This is a genomic window from Streptomyces pseudovenezuelae (assembly GCF_001513955.1).
Classification (GTDB): Bacteria; Actinomycetota; Actinomycetes; order Streptomycetales; family Streptomycetaceae; genus Streptomyces; species Streptomyces pseudovenezuelae.
Window position 1 is genome coordinate 98,476 of sequence record NZ_KQ948146.1, and the last position, 16,398, is coordinate 114,873.

General features: G+C 71.6%; 14 protein-coding genes and 1 pseudogene. 6 read left to right on the forward strand and 9 right to left on the reverse strand.

Annotated features, from left to right (window positions below):
• From AQI94_RS12620 to AQI94_RS12630, 3 genes are all read right to left on the reverse strand, one after another.
• The coding region (locus tag AQI94_RS12620) for an ABC transporter ATP-binding protein (RefSeq protein ID WP_062229781.1) at positions 1-1,751 on the reverse strand (1,751 nt) is incomplete at its 3' end.
• Between the two features lie 88 nt (positions 1,752-1,839).
• Positions 1,840-2,382 carry a hypothetical protein gene (locus AQI94_RS12625; RefSeq protein ID WP_031037366.1) on the reverse strand — a complete coding sequence of 181 codons (543 nt, stop codon included), beginning with the start codon at positions 2,380-2,382 and terminating at the stop codon, positions 1,840-1,842.
• 28 nt (positions 2,383-2,410) lie between these two features.
• Positions 2,411-2,962, reverse strand: coding sequence for an ATP-binding protein (locus AQI94_RS12630; RefSeq protein ID WP_037941041.1), 552 nt, complete (start codon positions 2,960-2,962; stop codon positions 2,411-2,413).
• 209 nt (positions 2,963-3,171) lie between these two features.
• Between AQI94_RS12630 and AQI94_RS12635 the strand changes: the two genes are divergently transcribed.
• Both AQI94_RS12635 and AQI94_RS12640 read left to right on the forward strand, forming a co-directional pair.
• Positions 3,172-3,402 (forward strand): DUF397 domain-containing protein, encoded by a 231-nt coding sequence (locus tag AQI94_RS12635; protein ID WP_031037370.1) that lies wholly within the window; start codon positions 3,172-3,174, stop codon positions 3,400-3,402.
• 131 nt (positions 3,403-3,533) lie between these two features.
• Positions 3,534-4,451 carry a helix-turn-helix domain-containing protein gene (locus AQI94_RS12640; protein ID WP_031037373.1) on the forward strand — a complete coding sequence of 306 codons (918 nt, stop codon included), beginning with the start codon at positions 3,534-3,536 and terminating at the stop codon, positions 4,449-4,451.
• Positions 4,452-5,175: 724 nt separating this feature from the next.
• Here AQI94_RS12640 and AQI94_RS12645 read toward each other — a convergent pair.
• Both AQI94_RS12645 and AQI94_RS12650 read right to left on the reverse strand, forming a co-directional pair.
• On the reverse strand, positions 5,176-5,994 hold the full coding sequence (locus tag AQI94_RS12645; RefSeq protein WP_031037376.1) for an SAM-dependent methyltransferase: 819 nt from the start codon (positions 5,992-5,994) through the stop codon (positions 5,176-5,178).
• A gap of 102 nt (positions 5,995-6,096) precedes the next feature.
• Positions 6,097-6,954 carry an aldo/keto reductase gene (locus AQI94_RS12650; RefSeq protein ID WP_031037379.1) on the reverse strand — a complete coding sequence of 286 codons (858 nt, stop codon included), beginning with the start codon at positions 6,952-6,954 and terminating at the stop codon, positions 6,097-6,099.
• A 258-nt stretch (positions 6,955-7,212) separates the two neighbouring features.
• On the opposite strand from AQI94_RS12650, the gene AQI94_RS12655 reads away from it, so the two are divergent.
• The gene (locus tag AQI94_RS12655) at positions 7,213-8,112 is read left to right on the forward strand and encodes a Gfo/Idh/MocA family protein (RefSeq protein WP_031037382.1); all 900 of its coding nucleotides are present in this window, start codon (positions 7,213-7,215) and stop codon (positions 8,110-8,112) included.
• Between the two features lie 487 nt (positions 8,113-8,599).
• Here AQI94_RS12655 and AQI94_RS45555 read toward each other — a convergent pair.
• Both AQI94_RS45555 and AQI94_RS12660 read right to left on the reverse strand, forming a co-directional pair.
• Positions 8,600-8,885, reverse strand: a pseudogene (locus AQI94_RS45555) (hypothetical protein).
• Positions 8,886-8,923: 38 nt separating this feature from the next.
• Positions 8,924-9,820, reverse strand: a complete 897-nt coding sequence (locus AQI94_RS12660; protein ID WP_031037398.1) for a GNAT family N-acetyltransferase — start codon at positions 9,818-9,820, stop codon at positions 8,924-8,926.
• 343 nt (positions 9,821-10,163) lie between these two features.
• Here AQI94_RS12660 and AQI94_RS12665 point away from each other — a divergent pair, with 343 nt between their 5' ends.
• On the forward strand, positions 10,164-11,351 hold the full coding sequence (locus AQI94_RS12665) for a beta-1,3-glucanase family protein (protein WP_031037401.1): 1,188 nt from the start codon (positions 10,164-10,166) through the stop codon (positions 11,349-11,351).
• A gap of 56 nt (positions 11,352-11,407) precedes the next feature.
• Complete coding sequence (locus tag AQI94_RS12670; protein ID WP_062229727.1) at positions 11,408-12,487, forward strand: PP2C family protein-serine/threonine phosphatase; 1,080 nt, start codon at positions 11,408-11,410, stop codon at positions 12,485-12,487.
• Here AQI94_RS12670 and AQI94_RS12675 read toward each other — a convergent pair.
• Positions 12,444-14,693, reverse strand: a complete 2,250-nt coding sequence (locus AQI94_RS12675; RefSeq protein WP_031042344.1) for an MMPL family transporter — start codon at positions 14,691-14,693, stop codon at positions 12,444-12,446. The genes AQI94_RS12670 and AQI94_RS12675 overlap by 44 nt on opposite strands.
• A 180-nt stretch (positions 14,694-14,873) precedes the next feature.
• On the opposite strand from AQI94_RS12675, the gene AQI94_RS12680 reads away from it, so the two are divergent.
• Entirely contained in the window at positions 14,874-15,080 is a 207-nt protein-coding gene (locus tag AQI94_RS12680; RefSeq protein WP_007386699.1) for a hypothetical protein, read from the forward strand.
• 69 nt (positions 15,081-15,149) lie between these two features.
• On the opposite strand, the gene AQI94_RS12685 is transcribed toward AQI94_RS12680, so the two are convergent.
• Positions 15,150-16,289: a sulfite oxidase gene (locus AQI94_RS12685; RefSeq protein ID WP_031042347.1), complete on the reverse strand. Its 1,140-nt coding sequence runs from the start codon at positions 16,287-16,289 to the stop codon at positions 15,150-15,152.
• Between the last annotated feature and the right edge of the window lie 109 nt (positions 16,290-16,398).

Genomic DNA, 16,398 nt, shown 5'->3' on the forward strand with positions numbered 1-16,398 from the left:
GCGTGCAGCGCGGTGTAGGCGCCGCCGCGGCGCAGGAGTTCCTCGTGGGTGCCGGTCTCCAGGATCCGGCCCTCCCCCATCACCACGATCCGGTCGGCGCCCCGCACGGTCGACAGCCGGTGCGCGACCACGAAGGTCGTCCGTCCGTGCAGCAGCCGGGCCAGCGCCTGCTGGACGAGCGCCTCGGAGCGCGTGTCCAGGGCCGAGGTCGCCTCGTCGAGGACCAGCACCCGCGGGTCGCGGATCAGGGCCCGGGCGATGGCCAGGCGCTGGCGCTGCCCGCCCGACAGCCGGGCCCCGCGGTCGCCGACCAGGGTGTCCAGACCCTGCGGCAGCCGGTCGACGAACTCCAGCGCGTTCGCGTCGCGCAGGGCCGCGCGTACCGTCTGTTCGTCGGCGTCGTCCATGCCGTAGGCGACGTTGTCGCGGATCGTGCCGTCGAACAGGACGGACTCCTGCGGGACGACGGACAGGAAGCGCCGGTAGGTGCGCAGGTCGAGGGTGTTCATGTCGGCCCCGTCGAGCAGCAGCCGCCCCGATGTGGGCCGGATGAAACCGATGACGAGGTTGAGGACGGTGGACTTGCCCGCTCCGGACGCGCCGACGAGGGCGACGGTCTCGCCGGGGGTGACGGACAGGGTGAAGTCCCGTACGGCGGGGCGTCCGTTGTCGTACGCGTGGCCCACGCCCCGGAACTCGACGGCGCCGCGCACCGTGTCGACCCTGGTCTTGCCCTCGTTGTCCTCCAGTTCGGGGGCCTGGAGCACCTCGCCGACGGAACGGACGGACTCCAGGCCCTTGGTGATGACGGGGGCGAGCCCCGCCAGCGTGGTCGTGGAGTTGGTGAGCGTGGTCAGGAACGCGCTGAGCATCACGACGTCTCCGGGGGTGACGCCCCAGACACCGTAGTACGACACCAGGGCGGCCCCGGCGAGGACCAGCACGCCGACCACGTTGAGCACGACCCAGGACAGCGAGCCGAAGCGGCCGTTGACGAGGTCGAGGCGCATCCCGGAGGTCAGCAGCCGGTCCAGGGTGCCGTCCATGCGGCGCAGCGCCTTGCCCTCCAGGCCGTGGGCGCGGGTGACCGGGATGAGGCGGGTCATCTCCGTGACCCGGGACGACAGGGTCTCGACCTCGTGCCGGAAGTGCTCGTTGTGGGTGCGCAAGCGGGCCCTGAGGCGGGCCACGACGAGGGCGGCGGCGGGTACGACGACGAGGAAGACGGGCACGAACTCCGGTGTCCGTACGGCGATGATGGCCAGTCCGCCGATCAGCACCGTGGTGGCGCCCAGGCCGGTCTCCGCGGTCTGCTGCACCATCTGTTCGACCGTCTCGACGTCCCGCACGACCTTGGCCTGGAGCACACCGGCGCTGACCCGGGAGTGGTAGCCGATGGACAGTTGCTGCATGCGGGTGCACAGGGCGGAGCGCAGGGTGGTGCCCATGCGGCGGACGCTGCCGTACAGGAGGCGGACGTAGAGGAGGTGCAGGGGGTAGTTGACCAGCAGGATGAACAGGATGACGCCGGTGCTCGTCCAGAGCCGGGAGATGGGCTGGTGCTGGACGACGGTGTCGATGATGGACGCGGTGATCAGGGGCAGCAGCCAGATCGGGCTGTGCTTGACGGTGAACACCGCGACGGCCCCGCCCAGGCGGCGGCGGTCTCCGCGCAGCAGATAGGCGAGCGTGCGGATCGGGTGTTCGCCCCGGTAGCGATGGTCGAGTGGTCTTTCCAGCGACGAGGCCATCGTCGGTGGTCCTTCCGGTTGCCGAGTCAGGGGCAAGCGCTTTCTGCCCCTCGTCGGCCAGGACTACACCAGGTGGCGGCGCGCGCTCCTACTCGTCCAGGGTGCGGGCCAGCTCCGTGGTGGCGTGGGCGATCTCGCGGTCGTCGTCGGCCATCAGCCGGCTGAGCACACCGCTCTTGGCACGGACGGCCTGACGGGCCCGGCGCTCCCACACCACGGGGTTCTCACGGTGGTTGAGCAGCTTGGGGTAGACGGCCGCGGTGCTCTCCCACTGGCGGGCGCCGGCGATGCTCCTGAGCAGCTGGATGATCTCCGCCCGGCAGGTCACCTGGGGCAGTTGGGCCAGCTCCCAGAGGAAGGGGACCGTGGCGGCGGTGGCCTGCTCCACCACGAAGCCGTACTGGCAGATGCGCCTGCGCAGGTCGCCGAGTGCGGCGTCGGCGGTCTCGCGGTCCCCCCAGGCCACGCTGTTGAGGAGCAGGGGGATGGCCGAGGCGCAGCCGGTGGAGTCCTGGATCTCGCCCCAGGGCACCCGGCTCAGCGCCGCGAGGGGCGTGGTGTGCGCCACCCCGGTCGTGGGCACGGGGCAGCTGGTGCGCTCGTTGCTCGGCTGGTCCGGAGCGGTGCGCATGGCGTGAAACCTTTCCGCGGCGGTCATGTCAGGGAGGAGGAGTGGTCGACAGCTTGGCCCAGACGGTCTTGCCGGCCGGGGGCCGGGAGGTCCAGCCCCACTCCTGGGCCAGGGCGTCGACGATGTACAGGCCTCGGCCGTGCTCCCGCAGGGCGGTGACATCGCCGGGCGTGTACGCGGGCGGCTCGTCACCGGGGTCGGAGACGGTCACCAGCAGATGGGTGGGGTCGAAGGACAGGCCCAGCCACACCTCGGCGGCACCGCCCGCCGCGGGCCGGAGCACCGCGTGGGCCACGGCGTTGGCCGCGAGTTCGGTGATCACGAGGGTGGCGTCGTCGCTGCGGTGGTCCAGGGACCAGCAGCTGAGCGTCTCGCGGGTGAAGGCGCGGGCCCGGGCGAACCCCTCCGCGCTGCAACTGACGAGCAGCGCGGCGGAGACGACCGAACCGCGCCCCGGCGGCCGCCGCTGTACGCCGACGGGCCCCGGACGCCGGAGGGTCTCACCGGCCGGGCCCGCATCACCCACTTCCGGCACAGCCTGGCTCGGCGGCCGGAGCACATGGTTCGCAGGTGACGACACGGCATCTCCTTGATGCGACGTCAAGACGGGGCGCAACCGCAGGGGTTGACGCCGGAGCTATTATCCACGCTGAAGGCGCCCGCGTGCAATTGCACGAGAAATTGCGCGAACGACGGGTGGGGCCAAGGAGGTTGCCGTTGTGCGCCCCGACCGTCCCGCACGGCCGGGCACAGGGCCCGGCACAGAACGTGAACAGCAAGGAGACTGCAGTGCCAGCAGTGCAGAACGGAGTGCGGGCGAGTTCGCTCGACGCCCGCTGGGTCAAGAGCCGTCACAGCAACGCCGAGGGCAACTGCGTCGAAGTGGCGTCACTCGTCGGCGGTGGCGTCGCGCTGCGCAACTCCCGTGATCCCGACGGCCCCGCGCTGGTCTACACCCCGGCCGAGGTCGCGGCCTTCCTCGCCGGCGCGAAGGACGGCGAGTTCGACCACCTGCTGTGAGGAGCCGCGGGGTCCCGGCCGACGTCGGCCTCAACTCCCGTGACGGCACCGGCATCTACGGAATGATGCGGTACGGCCACACAGCGTGCGATAGTGTGAGTCGTCTCTGTGTCGGTTTACTGGGAGTCAGGATGTCCGCCGCGTCCCACCGCACCTCCCGCCTGGAACCGTATCTGGACCGGTCCGAACCGGCTCCGACCCTGCTGAAGATGCTGGTCGGGGTCCAGTTGGCGGGATTCCGCGAGGATGCCGGGTTCGCCCAGGACCAGGCGGCGCGGGCGCTCGGGTTCAGCCCCGCCAAGCTGTCCCGCATCGAGTCGGGCAAGGGCCGCAGACCCCCGTCGGAGACCGACGTCCGCGCCCTCCTCGAGCTGTACGGCACCGAGGACTACGAGTCCTCGGTGCTCCTCAAGCTGCTCCAGCGGGCCGGTGAGCCGGGCTGGTGGCAGCGGTTCGACAAGCGGCTGATGCCCGAGTGGTTCGACCGGCTGGTCGGGCTCCAGGAGGCGGCCGCGGCCATCCGAACCTTCGAGATCCAGTACGTCCCCGGCCTGCTGCAGACCGCGGACTACACACGCGCGGTGGTGGAGCGCGGTCTGCCGTCCGCGGCGGCGAACGAGGTGGCGCGGCGCGTCGAACTGCGCATGCGGCGAGCCCAGCTGCTGATGCGTGAGGACGCCCCGCAGCTGTGGGCGGTGATCGACGAGTCGGTGCTGCTGCGGGTGCTGGGCAGCCGGGAGGTCATGCGGGCCCAGCTGGCCCACCTCATCGAGATGGCGAAGCGCCCCAACGTGACGGTGCAGGTCATCCCGTTGGACGTGACGAACGCCTCCGCCCCGGCCATTCCGATCACGTATCTGCGCTTCGGCGGGCTCGACCTGCCGGACGTCGTCTACCTGGAGCACATCAAGAGCGCCAACTTCCTGGAGGACCGGGACGAGACGGAGGAGTACCGCCTCGCCCTCGACCGGCTGGCGGACGACGCCCTCGAACCCCGGGCCTCGCTGCAGCTGTTGGAAGAGACGATGCAGCAGCGCTACGGCGGCTGAGAGCGCCCCCGTCAGCCGTCACGGCCGCACAGACCCGTCCACGGGCAGAGTTCACCGGAGCAGACAGGTCGCGGAAGATCTGGGGCAGGGACCCGGCCGTGGGGCGAGACCGCCCGTGAGCCGCTCCTGTCGGGAGAAGTCCACGTCCGACAGTTCGGATCCCATCGCTCCCTCGGCGCGACAGGCGATGCCGGCGCGGACCTCGGCCGCCGTCTCGTGCGCGCGCTCCCTGCCTCGGGCGGCGGCGTCGACCTCGAAACCAGGGAGGCGAGCTGCGGCGCGTCGCGGACCGGTCCGCAGCCCTCACCGCGGCGCGGCAGACCGGCGCCCCGCACGTACAGGGGGGCGATCATCAGGGCGAAGACGAGGAGCTGCTGGAGGCCGGGCATGACGTTGCCGTTGTCCGATCGAGGGCACCGGCCGGTGATGACGAGCCCGCGGCCGAGGTACGGCGCCAGGTTCTCGCCCGGCTTCGCCACGAAGAGGGAAACCGGCCTGGAGCGGTCCACGTAGAGGTCGTCCTGCCGGGTACCAGCGTCCTCGGTCCGGGTACCGGGGTTCTCGGTACGGCGTCTGCGGTCCGGCGATCGGCCGCGGGAGCGGAAAGCGGCCCTTCCCCAGAACGTGAATCATGTGCGCCGGCGCACGGATGTGCGCGCTGCCGGCACGGTTGCGCCCCCGGCGCGGGACCTTCGCGGTCGCGCCGGGGGCGTTCGTGGCCGGGTCAGACGATGCGGGCGACGCCGCCGAACTCGATCCACTCGTGGGTGAGCTGGCGAGGGGCCACGTCGGTGTCGGGGCGCCAGGTGGAGACCTCCACGAGGCCCGGTTCGAGGATCTCCAGACCCTCGAACCACTCGGCGACGTCCTTCTCCTGGCGGACCCGGCCCCAGTGGCCCTGGGTCGCCTGGTCCATGAAGTCGGTGACGAAGGCGCGGACCTCGGGGTCCTCACTGACGAGCTGGCACATCACCATGAAGCTGCCGGGCGCGAGCCGCTCGCGCACCCGGCGGGCCAGGGCGGCGGGACCGTCCGTGTCACTGTCGGGGATGCAGTGCATGACCGAGTTGAACAGCACGGCGACGGGCTGCGAGAAGTCGATCAGCCGCTGGGTGTCCGCGTGGTCGAAGATCGCGTCGGTCTCGCGCATGTCGGCGTGGATGACGACGGTCCGCTCGTCCTGCTCCAGCAGCGCGCGGCCGTGCACGAGGACCATCGGGTCGTTGTCGACGTAGACCACGTGCGTGGTGGGGTCGATGCGCTGGGCGACCTGGTGGACGTTGTCCTGGGTGGGCAGGCCGGAGCCGTGGTCCAGGTACTGCCGGATGCCGAACTCCGTCGACAGGGTGCGCACCACCCGCTGGAGGAAGCGCCGGTTGTTGACCGCGAGCCTGCGGGTGCTCGGGACGACCTTGTCGAGCTCCTCGCAGGCCGCCCGGTCGGCCGCGTAGTTGTCCTTGCCGCCCAGGTAGTGGTCGTACATGCGCGCGGCCGTGGGTACCGAGGCGTCGATCGACGTGGACAGGTTCTTTCCGGTGCTCATCATTCCCCCAGCTTGTGCCGCCAACTGGCCCGGCAGGACAGGGAGTCCATCCTAGGGACACCCCGATCGCCGGTGCCAGTCCGCACGTGGGCGAACGAGGCGTCAGGCGGCGTCCAGCTCCGCGAGTTCGTCCTCGGCGAGCACGAGATCGGCCGCGGCGAGCGAGTCGCGGATCGTCTCGGGGCGGCTCGCGCCCGGGATCGGCACGACCACCGGCGACTTGGCGAGCATCCACGCCAGGCAGACCTGCTGCGGGCTCACCCCGTACTTCTCGGCGATCCGCGCGAACGGGGCGTGCGCCGAGCCCAGTTCACCGGCTCGGGAGATGCCTCCGAGGGGGCTCCAGGGCAGGAAGGCGATGCCGAGTTCGTCGCACAGGCGCAGTTCCGGCTCGCTGGAGCGGAAAGCCGGGGAGAACTGGTTCTGCACGGAGACCAGCCGGCCGCCCAGGACCTCGTTGGCGAGCCGGATCTGGTCGGGGTTCGCGTTGGAGATGCCCGCCTGGAGGATCTTGCCCTCGTCGAGGAGGTCGCGCACGGCGCCGACGGACTCCTCGTAGGGGACCCGGGGGTCGGGGCGGTGGAACTGGTAGAGCCCGATCGCCTCCACACCGAGCCGGCTCAGCGAGGCCTCGCAGGCCTCCTTGAGGTGGCGGGGGCTGCCGTCGAGCGTCCAGCTGCCGTCCCCCGGGCGCAGATGCCCGCCCTTCGTGGCGACGAGGACGTCACCGCCCCGGTCGTGGGAGGCGAGGGCCTTGGCGATCAGGGCCTCGTTGTGACCGACCTCGTCGGCGTCCCGGTGGTAGGCGTCGGCGGTGTCGATCAGGGTGACGCCCGCGTCGATCGCGGCGTGGATGGTGGCGATGGAGCGTGCCTCGTCCGGTCGTCCCTCGATGGACATGGGCATCCCGCCCAGACCGATCGAGCTCACTTCGACATCACCGATGCGGCGGGTGTGCATGACCTTGGACCTCTTTCGCCTGTCCCGCGGATCTGGGCTCCTCTCAGCCTGGCCGCCGCACGCACCGGAGGTCCAATAGAAGAAGGAGAACGCATTCAGCGACGGCAGTGCTGAATCCCGGCCGTGCCGCGTCCGCGCCGACCGGGGGGCGAGACGGGGTTGCGTGTCCGCGCTGCCGGTATGACACCCTCGCCTCGACGGGCAGATGGTCCAGTCCGGTCATCGTGAGGTTCGCGGTACGGCGAAAGAGGCAACGGCATGCGTATCGGACTGCTCGGCACCGGTCCCTGGGCCAGGATGGCTCACGCCCCCGCGCTCGGCGCGCATCCGGAGCTGGACTTCGCCGGCGTGTGGGGCCGCCGCCCGGAGGCCGCCAAGGCCCTGGCCGAGGAGCACGGCACGCGCGCGTACGACGACGTCGACGCGCTGCTCGCCGACGTGGACGCCGTCGCGGTCGCCCTGCCGCCGAGTGTGCAGGCGGACCTCGCCGCCCGGGCCGCGCGAGCCGGCTGCCATCTCCTGCTGGACAAGCCCCTCGCGACGACGGTCGAGCAGGGCCGGGCTGTGGTCGAGGCCGTCCGGGAGACCGGGGTCGCCTCGGTGGTGTTCTTCACCTCGCGCTTCCTCGCCGAGACCGAAACGTGGATCGGTGAACAGGCGGGCGTGGAGGGCTGGTTCACGGGCCGGGCCGAGTGGCTGGGGTCGGTGTTCACGGAGGACAGCCCCTTCGCCGACTCACCGTGGCGGCAGGAGAAGGGCGCCCTGTGGGACGTGGGCCCCCATGCGCTGTCGGTACTCCTGCCGGTGCTGGGCGAGGTGCGCGAGGTGGCGGCGGCCGCGCACGGTCCCGGGGACACCGTGCATCTGGTCCTGCGGCACACCGGGGGCGCGTCGAGCACGCTGACCCTGAGCCTCACGGCCCCGCCCGCGGCCGCGGGAGTCGGCGTCGAACTGCGGGGCGCGGGCGGAGTCGCCCTGCTCCCGGAGTCGACCGAGGGAGTCGTACCGGCCGTGCTCCGAGCCGCCGACGGCCTGCTCACCGCCGCCCGCACCGGACAGCCCCACCCGTGCGACGCCACGTTCGGCCTGCGCGTCACCGAGATCCTCGTCGAAGCGGAAACCCTGCTGACCAACGGCACCACGACAGGCACGCCCTAGCCACCCACCGCCGCGTCACCGGAAGGCTCACGGCGCCGGCCCGGACAACCCCACCCGCGCGACGGCACATTCGGCCCGCGGGTCACCAAGATCCTCATCGAAGCGGAAACCCTGCTGACCAACGGCACCACGACAGGCACGCCCTAGCCACCGACCGCCGCGTCACCGGAAGGCTCACGGCGCCGGCCCGGAGCGCCCCACCCGCGCGACACCACGGTCGGCTGCAGGAGACCAGGACACTCTTCGACGCGAAGACCCTGCCGGACCACCGGACCACCGCAAACACGGCCTAGACACCGACCGGCCCTTCGCCAGAAGGCTCACGGCGCCGGCCCGGACAACCCCACCCGCGCGACGGCACATTCGACCCGCGGGTCACCTAGATCCTCGTCGAGGCGGAGACCCCGCCGGCCGACGGGCCCACCGCAAGCACGGCCAAGAGACCCACCGACGCCCGCGCGGCGTACGTACCGACCGCCGCGCGGGGTCACTCAGCCGTGCCGTCCTCGACGAACGGCTCGCGCTCCAGTGGAACCAGGCCCGGTCACCGTCGATGTGCAGCAGGAACTCAGGCACCGGACCGCTCGGCGCGACGAGCCGTTCATCGTGGGCCACCTCCCGAGCTCGCCCGCGAACAGCTCGCGCACACCGGCGAATCCGGGTTCCGCGGTGGGGCGGCCCGACAGCCACGGGAAGTCGGCGTCGTCGATCAGGAGGTCCCCGACCGGCTCGTCGACACCACGTACCTGCCAGACCTCGCCTTCGAACCCCACCTGTCTCCCGCACTTAGCCGACGATCACCTGGACGAGCTCAGGCGGTGCCCGTCGGCTGGTAGTTGAGACGCTCCCGTACGACGGGATAGCCCGCCTTGGTGAAGTTCGCGGCCATGGGGAAGTTCCCCCGGTCCGTGGCGCCGGTCACGAACTCGGCGCCCCGCTCGACCAGATGGTGGGTGCACTCGGCGAGCAGGTCGTAGGCGTAGCCGTGGCCGCGGTGTTCCGGCACGACCCCGATGAACCCGACGCAGGGCCCCGACGGGTTGTGCAGCGGAATGTGGGTGCCGACCGCCTCCCCCTGCGGGGTGTAGGCGATCCGCCACCACTCGCGGGGCGAGGGGCACCAGTGGAAGAAGTCGAGTTCCTCCTGGGCGGCCAGGTCGAATCCGCCCTCCTCGATGGCCTTGAGGGAGTGCGCGTCGAGAGTGGCGGAGTGGATGCGGCGCAGCAGGTCGAAGAAGACCGCGTCGTCCGGTTCGGGGCGGAACTCCAGGCGTCCGGGCCGCTCGGGCAGTCCGTGCTCCGGCGTCCACCGGTACAGGAGCCGCTCGACCAGGAGCTCGTGTCCGGCCTTGCGCATGGCGGTGAAGCGGGCCTCGGCTGCGGCCCGCAGCCGGGGGTCCTCGCGCCAGCCCACGGGCAGGTTGATCTCCAGCTCGACCTGCCAGGGCGCGGTGCGCAGGAGTTCGGCGCCGGCCTCCTCCTCCCCCTCGGCCACGTCGAACCAGTTGATGTTGAGGGGTGCGGTGTCGTCGGGGCCGCCCCACCAGGCGCCGCGTGCCACGACCTTGCCGTCGCGCAGGGCGACGCGCTTCCAGTCGGGGCGGTGCCGGGTGAGCCGGTGGGCCTCACGGGCGGCGAGCGGGTCGGGAAGCTCGTCGAAGAGGTGTGCTGTGCGCTCGTCGAGCGCGCGGATGACCAGATCGGTCATGGGTGGATTCCTCCGGGATGCGTACTGCGTGGAGCGCTCCCGGTCAGGCGAAGCACGCCGGGGCCACGGAGAGGGAGCGCTGAAGTGGGGTGAACTGCACGGCACTCGCCTCCTTCCGCTGGTCTCGGGGCGTGGACGCTCACGTTACGGGATCTCCGTTAGTGCCGTCCATCGGTTTTCGCGAGGTTCGTTCGGTCCTCGCGCCGCTGCTTAAACGGTTCTTAAGGCCGGGTTAAAGGCCGTCAGCTTCGTATACCGCGCCGGCCGCCGTCCGTACGATCGGGCCTCGCCCACCGTGTGAGAGCGCTCTCAAAGCTCTCGATTCTCCGAGGAGACCCCCCACATGACCCCTCGTCACCCACGCCGGCCGGCTCGCCGCAAGGTCCTCTTCGCCCTCGGCGGAGCGCTGGCGGCCGCCCCCGCCGCCGCACTGGCCCCCCACGCCTTCGCCGACGGCCACCGCACCACGGCGGCCGGGTCGCTGCCGTTGACCGTCGTCAACAACACCGGCGCCTTCGACAACGCGAACGTCCACGTCTACATCGTGGGCAACCAGGACGGCAGGCAGGTCCGTGTCACCCCGGACGGCACCCTCGCTCCGATCGCCCTCTCCGACAACGGCGCCGACGGTTACACCGACTACGCGATAGGCCTGGCCGCGAGCGGCGAGACCGATCTGGTCCTCCCCTACCTGTCCGGCCGTATCTACGTCTCCCTGGGCGCGAAGCTCAAGTTCAAGGTCGTCACCGACGGCAACGGCAACCCGGCCCTCCAGTACCCGGCCGGCTGGGTGGCCTCGGATCCCAACTACCCGGTGCTGCACGACTGCGCAGAGTTCACGTACAACGCGGCGGGCATGTTCTGCAACACGACCATGGTGGACATGTTCAGCGTGCCGCTGAGCATCCGGCTGACCGGCGCCCAGGACCAGACGACGGGCACCCTGCGCGCCGCCGGGCGGGCCGACGCCTTCGCCGCCGTGCGCCAGGTCGAGGAGTTCGCGCCGCTCGTCGTGGACGACACGCGTGTCATAGCGCCCGGTCACGGTCTGGACGCCGGCCTGTTCCCGGCGGACCATCTCGCGCCGTACATCGACGAGGTGTGGAGCACGTACACCGGCAAGGACCTGACCGTCACCACGAACGCCGGCACCTTCACCGGCCGGGTGCGCGGCGGGCAGCTGGTGTTCACCGGGCCCGCGCAGGTCTCTTTCACCCGGCCGTCGACCCGTGACGTGCTCTTCTGCGACGGCACGCTCGCCGCTCCCAACGACGGCACGACAGGGCCGGTCGCCGCGGTGCTCGGGGCCGGGTTCAACCGCTCGACACTGGTGAGCTCCTCCGCGCAGCCGACCACCGACCCCGCCTCCTTCTACCGGGACACGCTCACCAACCACTACGCCAAGGCCATGCACGAGGCCACGGCCGACGGCAAGGCGTACGGCTTCGCCTTCGACGACGTGGCCGACTTCGCCTCCTACGTCCAGGACACCGCACCGACCGGGATCCGGCTGACGCTCACCCCGTTCTAGCCGCGGCTCGGGGTGCGGGGCCGGGCGGGTCGTAGCAGCGTGGTGGTGTGAGCGGAGTGCGCGACCGAAACCGGCGGAGCTGGCTGCGGGGCGCGCCGCCGCCCGGCTGGGTGCGGGTGCTGCCCGCCGCGATGCTGGCGGGGGTGTGCGCGGCCACCCTCGCGAGCCCGGATCCGCTCGACATCGGGTTCCTGCTCGGGGCCATCCCACCGCTGGCCGTGCTGTCGTACGGACCGCTGGCGACCGCCGTGCTCGGCGCGCTCGTCCTGGTCGTGCTGAACGTGCCCGCGTTCCGGCTGAACGATCCGGGCAGCACCGACCTGCTGACCGTCGGCTTCGTCGCGGCGCTGAGTGTGATCGTGTCGTTCGTGCGGAGCCGCCGGGACGCCCAGCTGGTGACCGAGCGGGCGGTCGCGGAGGCCGCGCAACGCGCCGTCGTGCCGCCGCTGCCCGAGCGGGTGGCGGCGGTGCGGTGTTCGGGGCTGTACCGGGCGGCGCAGAGCGGGACGCTGGTCGGGGGCGACTTCTTCGATGTGCGGGAGGGGCCCTGCGGGGTGCGGGCGGTGATGGGTGACGTGCAGGGGCACGGGCTGTCGGCCGTCGCCACCGTCGCCTCCCTGCTGGGAGCCTTCCGGGAGGCGGTGCTGGACCGGCCGGATCCCGAGTCGGTGGTCGCGCGACTGGACCGCCGGCTGGTGGTGGACTCCGCGGCCGTACGGCACTCGGAGCTGTTCGCGACGGCGGTGGTGCTGGAGTTCGGCGCCGACGCGACGGCGGTGCGGATCGTCGCCTGCGGGCAGCCAGGCCCGGTCCTGCTGCGCGACGGTCTGGCCGTGGCACTCGACGTCCCGGTGGGCACCCCGCTGGGCCTGGGCCTGGCCGACGCCTCACCACCGGCCGGGGTCACGGTCCCGCTGCGGGCCGGTGACCGGCTCTTCCTGGCCTCGGACGGCGTCTGGGAGGCACGCGACGCCTCCGGGGCCTTCTATCCGCTGCTCGACCGGATCACCGGGTTCCCGGGTGACCTCCCGGAGCTCGTCGAGCGGGTGTGGTCCGACCTCGTGCGCTACGCCCCGGAGCTCCAGGACGACGTCACGATGCTCGTTCTCGCGCCGGCCGTCCCGGAGTCCCGCTGACCGACTCGTCCGCGTCCTGCTCCCCCTCGGCGTCGATGTGCGGCAGGATCCGGTCGAGCCACCGGGGTGTCCACCAGGCGTGCGGGCCCAGCAGGGTCATCACCGCCGGGACCATGAGCAGCCGTACGACGGTCGCGTCGATCAGCACGCTCACCGCGAGGCCCAGTCCGAGCATCTTGACCACAATGTTGTCGCTGACGATGAACGCGGCGAAGACGCTCACCATGATCAGGGCCGCGCAGGTGATGACCCGGGCGGTGATCTCCAGGGCGTGGGCCACGGAGGCCTTGGCGTCCCCGGTGCGCAGCCAGGCCTCGTGCACCCGGGAGAGCAGGAAGATCTCGTAGTCCATGCTCAGGCCGAAGATGATCGCGAACATCATCATCGGCACATAGCTCTCGATGGGCACCTTGCCGGAGACGCCGAGCGCGGGACCGCCCCAGCCCCACTGGAAGACGGCGACCACCACGCCGTAGGAGGCCGCGATCGACAGGATGTTGAGGACGGCCGCCTTCACCGCGACGAGCAGGCCGCGGAAGACCGCGAGGATGATCAGGAAGGCCAGGGCGACGACCACGCCGATGATCAGGGGCAGCCGGCTGGAGACGATGTCCCGGAAGTCGACCTGGGCGGCCGTCGTGCCGGTGACGTATCCCTTGGCGTCGGTGCCGGCGACCGCGGCGGGCAGTGTGGTGTCGACCAGTCGGTTGGTGAGGTCCGTCGTGGTGGCGCTCTGCGGGGACTGCTTGGAGTAGACGGTGGCGATCAGGACGTCCCCGTCCTTGGTGGGCGTCAGCTGGGTCACCACGGCCGCGCCGGACACGCCGTCGAGGGTCTTCTGCGCGGTGGAGGACAGCGCCGAGCGCTGGGAGGACGACACGGACGTCTGGTCGATGACGACGGTGAGCGGGCCGTTGGAGCCGGGGCCGAAGGCGTCGGTCATCAGGTCGTAGGCCCGCCGGTCGGTGAAGGAGGTGGGGTCGGCGCCGTCGCCGATGTGGCCCAGCTGGAGGGAGAAGACCGGGATGGCGAGGACGACGACGGCCGTCACGCCCGCCGCCAGGTAGCGCCACGGCCGTCGCTCGACCCGCTGGGCGTACCGGTGCCAGGTCCCCTGCGCGGTCTCGCCCCCGGCCGCGCCGGTCTCGGCGACCGGCTCGCGCACCCGGTAGCGGTCGATCCGCTTGCCGATCAGGCCCAGCAGGGCCGGGACCAGGGTGAGGGCGCCCAGGACGGCGGAGACGACCGTCACGGCGGCGGCGAGACCGAGTTTCCCGATGAACGACACCCCGGACGCGGACAGCCCGGCCAGGGCGATGATCACTGTGCAGCCGGAGACCAGGACGGCCCGCCCGCTGGTGGCGGTGGCCCCGCCCGCCGCGCTCACCGGGTCCTTCCCGTCCATCAGGCTCTGCCGGTGGCGGGTGATCTGGAAGAGCGCGTAGTCGATCCCGACGCCCAGTCCGATCATCGTGGCCAGCGTGGGCGAGACGGTGGCGAACGTGAACGCCGAGGCCAGCAGCCCCAGGCACGCGAGCCCCCCGATCACGCTGATCAGCGCGGTGACCAGGGGGATTCCGGCGGCGATGACACTGCCGAAGCCCACCAGCAGCACGACGATCGCCACGGCGAAGCCGATCAGTTCGCTCACCCGGTCGTCGGCGGCGGGCCGTGCGAGTTCGCCGAGGGGTCCGCCGTACTCCACGTCGGCCCCGGCCGCGCGCAGCGGGTGCACGGCGTTGTCGACGCCGTGCAGGTAGCCGTCACCCAGGGTCGAGGGCTGGACGTCGAAGCGGACCGTGATGTACGCCGTCTTGCCGTCCGAGGACAGCGGACCGACCTTCGAGGCGGGCGTGGACAGCGGGTTCTGCGCCGACAGGACGTGCGGCAGCTTCTGGAGATCGGTGACGGCCGTGGACATCTGCGAGCTGAGCGAGGAGAGCGCCTTGTCACCGTCGTGCAGCACGATCTGGCTGCTGTAGCCGCCGGCGGCCGGATCGTGCTTCTTCAGCACGTCGAGGCCTTCCTGCGACTGGACTCCGGGCAGGGAGAAGTTGTCGGAGTAGTCCCCGCCGAAGGAACGGTTCAGGGTCTGCAGGGCGACCAGCGCCACGAGCCAGGCCACCAGCACGATCACGAAGTGCCGGGCGCACCACTCCCCCAGCCTGCGCAGACCACCCTTGGGACTGTTTCGCGTACTGGCCATGGCATCGTCTTCCCTGCCGTACCCGGGAAAGCAGTACTCCCATTACACGCCTTTCCGATCATCCAGGCATCCCGGATATATCCAGCCCTTCGGGATGCAGGGTCGGCCCGGGCGTTGAATGGTGATATCGGACCCGTTGACACCACCGGGACCACAGCGATCCGGATCCGAGGAGCACTCATGCCGACGTCACAGCCCGACGTGTCCGGGCCGTCCGAGGACCGCGCCACCCCGGACGACCTGCTCCACGCCCGTACCGGCACCGAAGTGTCGCCGGAGGACGTCGTCCTTGCCTCGGGCAAGGACATCACCCCGCACAGCCTCGAATGGGCCCGGCGCAAGCTGGCCGCGGAGGGCCCGGCAGCGCTCGACAAGCTGCTTCCCTAGCCACGACCGGGTGCTCGGCTGCCCCCGGGCAGCCGAGCGCGCACGGCGACGACGGCGTCGTGCGGTTCCTCAGCGCCCCGGTTGGGTGAACTCCTCGTCCAGGCAGAGCACATCGACCCGCTGCACGAGGTTGTTGGCGAAGCCGCCCCGGTTCCAGGGCTGTTCCAGCGGCTGGGTGTGCCCCTCGGCGTCGGTGGCCCGCGCGCTGAGCACGAACTCCCCCGGTTCCGCACGCCAGTTGAAGCGCCAGCGCCGCCATGCCCACGGGTGACCGGTGTCCGGTTCGAGGTCCGCCCGGTGCCAGGAGCGTCCCGCGTCCGTGCTGACCTCGGCCCGGGTCACCGGCGCACGCCCCGACCAGGCACGCCCCTCCAGTGTCACCGTGCCGGGCCGGACCACGCGGGTCCGCGACATGAAGTCCGGGAATCCGGGCGGGACGAGCAGGGCGCGCGGCGCGATCCGGGTGACCGGCTCGCCCTCGTCCCCCGCGTCCTGGCGGAGCCGGTAGGCGACGGCCTGCTGGAACCCGGTGAACGGCGTGTCGGTGACGGTGATCTCGCGCAGCCACTTCACCTGGGCCATGCCGTACCAGCCGGGCACGACGAGCCGGAACGGCCGGCCGTGCTGCGGCGGCAGCGGGACGCCGTTCATCTCGTAGGCCACCAGCACCTCGGGGTCGGTGCCGGTGGCCACGTCGAGGGGCAGGGCCCGCTGGTAGTCCTGTTCGACACCGCGCTCCACCCCGTGGTCGGCGCCGGTGCACACCACGTCGACGGCATCGGGCTCCGCTCCGGCCGCGGCGAGCAGCAGTCGCAGCGGCACTCCGGTCCACTCGGCGGTGCCGACGGCCTCGACCAGCCAGGGCTGGCTGACCGGGCGGGGCGCGAGCAGGGCCCGGCCGTTGCCCGCACACTCCAGCGTGACCCGCGTGGTGACCTGGGGAAGGGCCCGCAGGTCGGCCAGGGTCAGGGTGAGCGGACGGCGGACCCGGCCGCCGAGGGCCAGTTGCCAGGGGGCGTCCTCGGGGACGTACGGGATGTCGTAGTGCGTGAGGACGTAGTGCAGACCCGGCGGGGTGAGGTCGTGGCGCATCGCTTCGAGCGGCAGGCCGTGGTTGCGGGTGGCGAGCGCCAGTTCGTCCCGGCCGATGCCCTCGTCGGGGGCGGCGATCCGGGCCGGGGTGCTGGTGTCGGCGAGTCGGTGACCCATGGCCGTATTGTCCCGCGGTCCGCCGGGGCTGTCGCGGTCTGCGGCACATTTCCGGCAGGCGGCGGCAACTCCCCGCGTCCTGTGCCGATACGGAGTTCGAACGGATTGC

What these genes read in the sequence shown, in the direction of transcription:
- AQI94_RS12625 (WP_031037366.1), bottom strand. Translation starts at nt 2,382, where the DNA reads ATGCGCACCGCTCCGGACCAGCCGAGCAACGAGCGCACCAGCTGCCCC.
- AQI94_RS12640 (WP_031037373.1), top strand. Translation starts at nt 3,534, where the DNA reads ATGTCCGCCGCGTCCCACCGCACCTCCCGCCTGGAACCGTATCTGGAC.
- AQI94_RS12645 (WP_031037376.1), bottom strand. Translation starts at nt 5,994, where the DNA reads ATGAGCACCGGAAAGAACCTGTCCACGTCGATCGACGCCTCGGTACCC.
- AQI94_RS12650 (WP_031037379.1), bottom strand. Translation starts at nt 6,954, where the DNA reads ATGCACACCCGCCGCATCGGTGATGTCGAAGTGAGCTCGATCGGTCTG.
- AQI94_RS12655 (WP_031037382.1), top strand. Translation starts at nt 7,213, where the DNA reads ATGCGTATCGGACTGCTCGGCACCGGTCCCTGGGCCAGGATGGCTCAC.
- AQI94_RS12660 (WP_031037398.1), bottom strand. Translation starts at nt 9,820, where the DNA reads ATGACCGATCTGGTCATCCGCGCGCTCGACGAGCGCACAGCACACCTC.
- AQI94_RS12665 (WP_031037401.1), top strand. Translation starts at nt 10,164, where the DNA reads ATGACCCCTCGTCACCCACGCCGGCCGGCTCGCCGCAAGGTCCTCTTC.
- AQI94_RS12675 (WP_031042344.1), bottom strand. Translation starts at nt 14,693, where the DNA reads ATGGCCAGTACGCGAAACAGTCCCAAGGGTGGTCTGCGCAGGCTGGGG.
- AQI94_RS12680 (WP_007386699.1), top strand. Translation starts at nt 14,874, where the DNA reads ATGCCGACGTCACAGCCCGACGTGTCCGGGCCGTCCGAGGACCGCGCC.
- AQI94_RS12685 (WP_031042347.1), bottom strand. Translation starts at nt 16,289, where the DNA reads ATGGGTCACCGACTCGCCGACACCAGCACCCCGGCCCGGATCGCCGCC.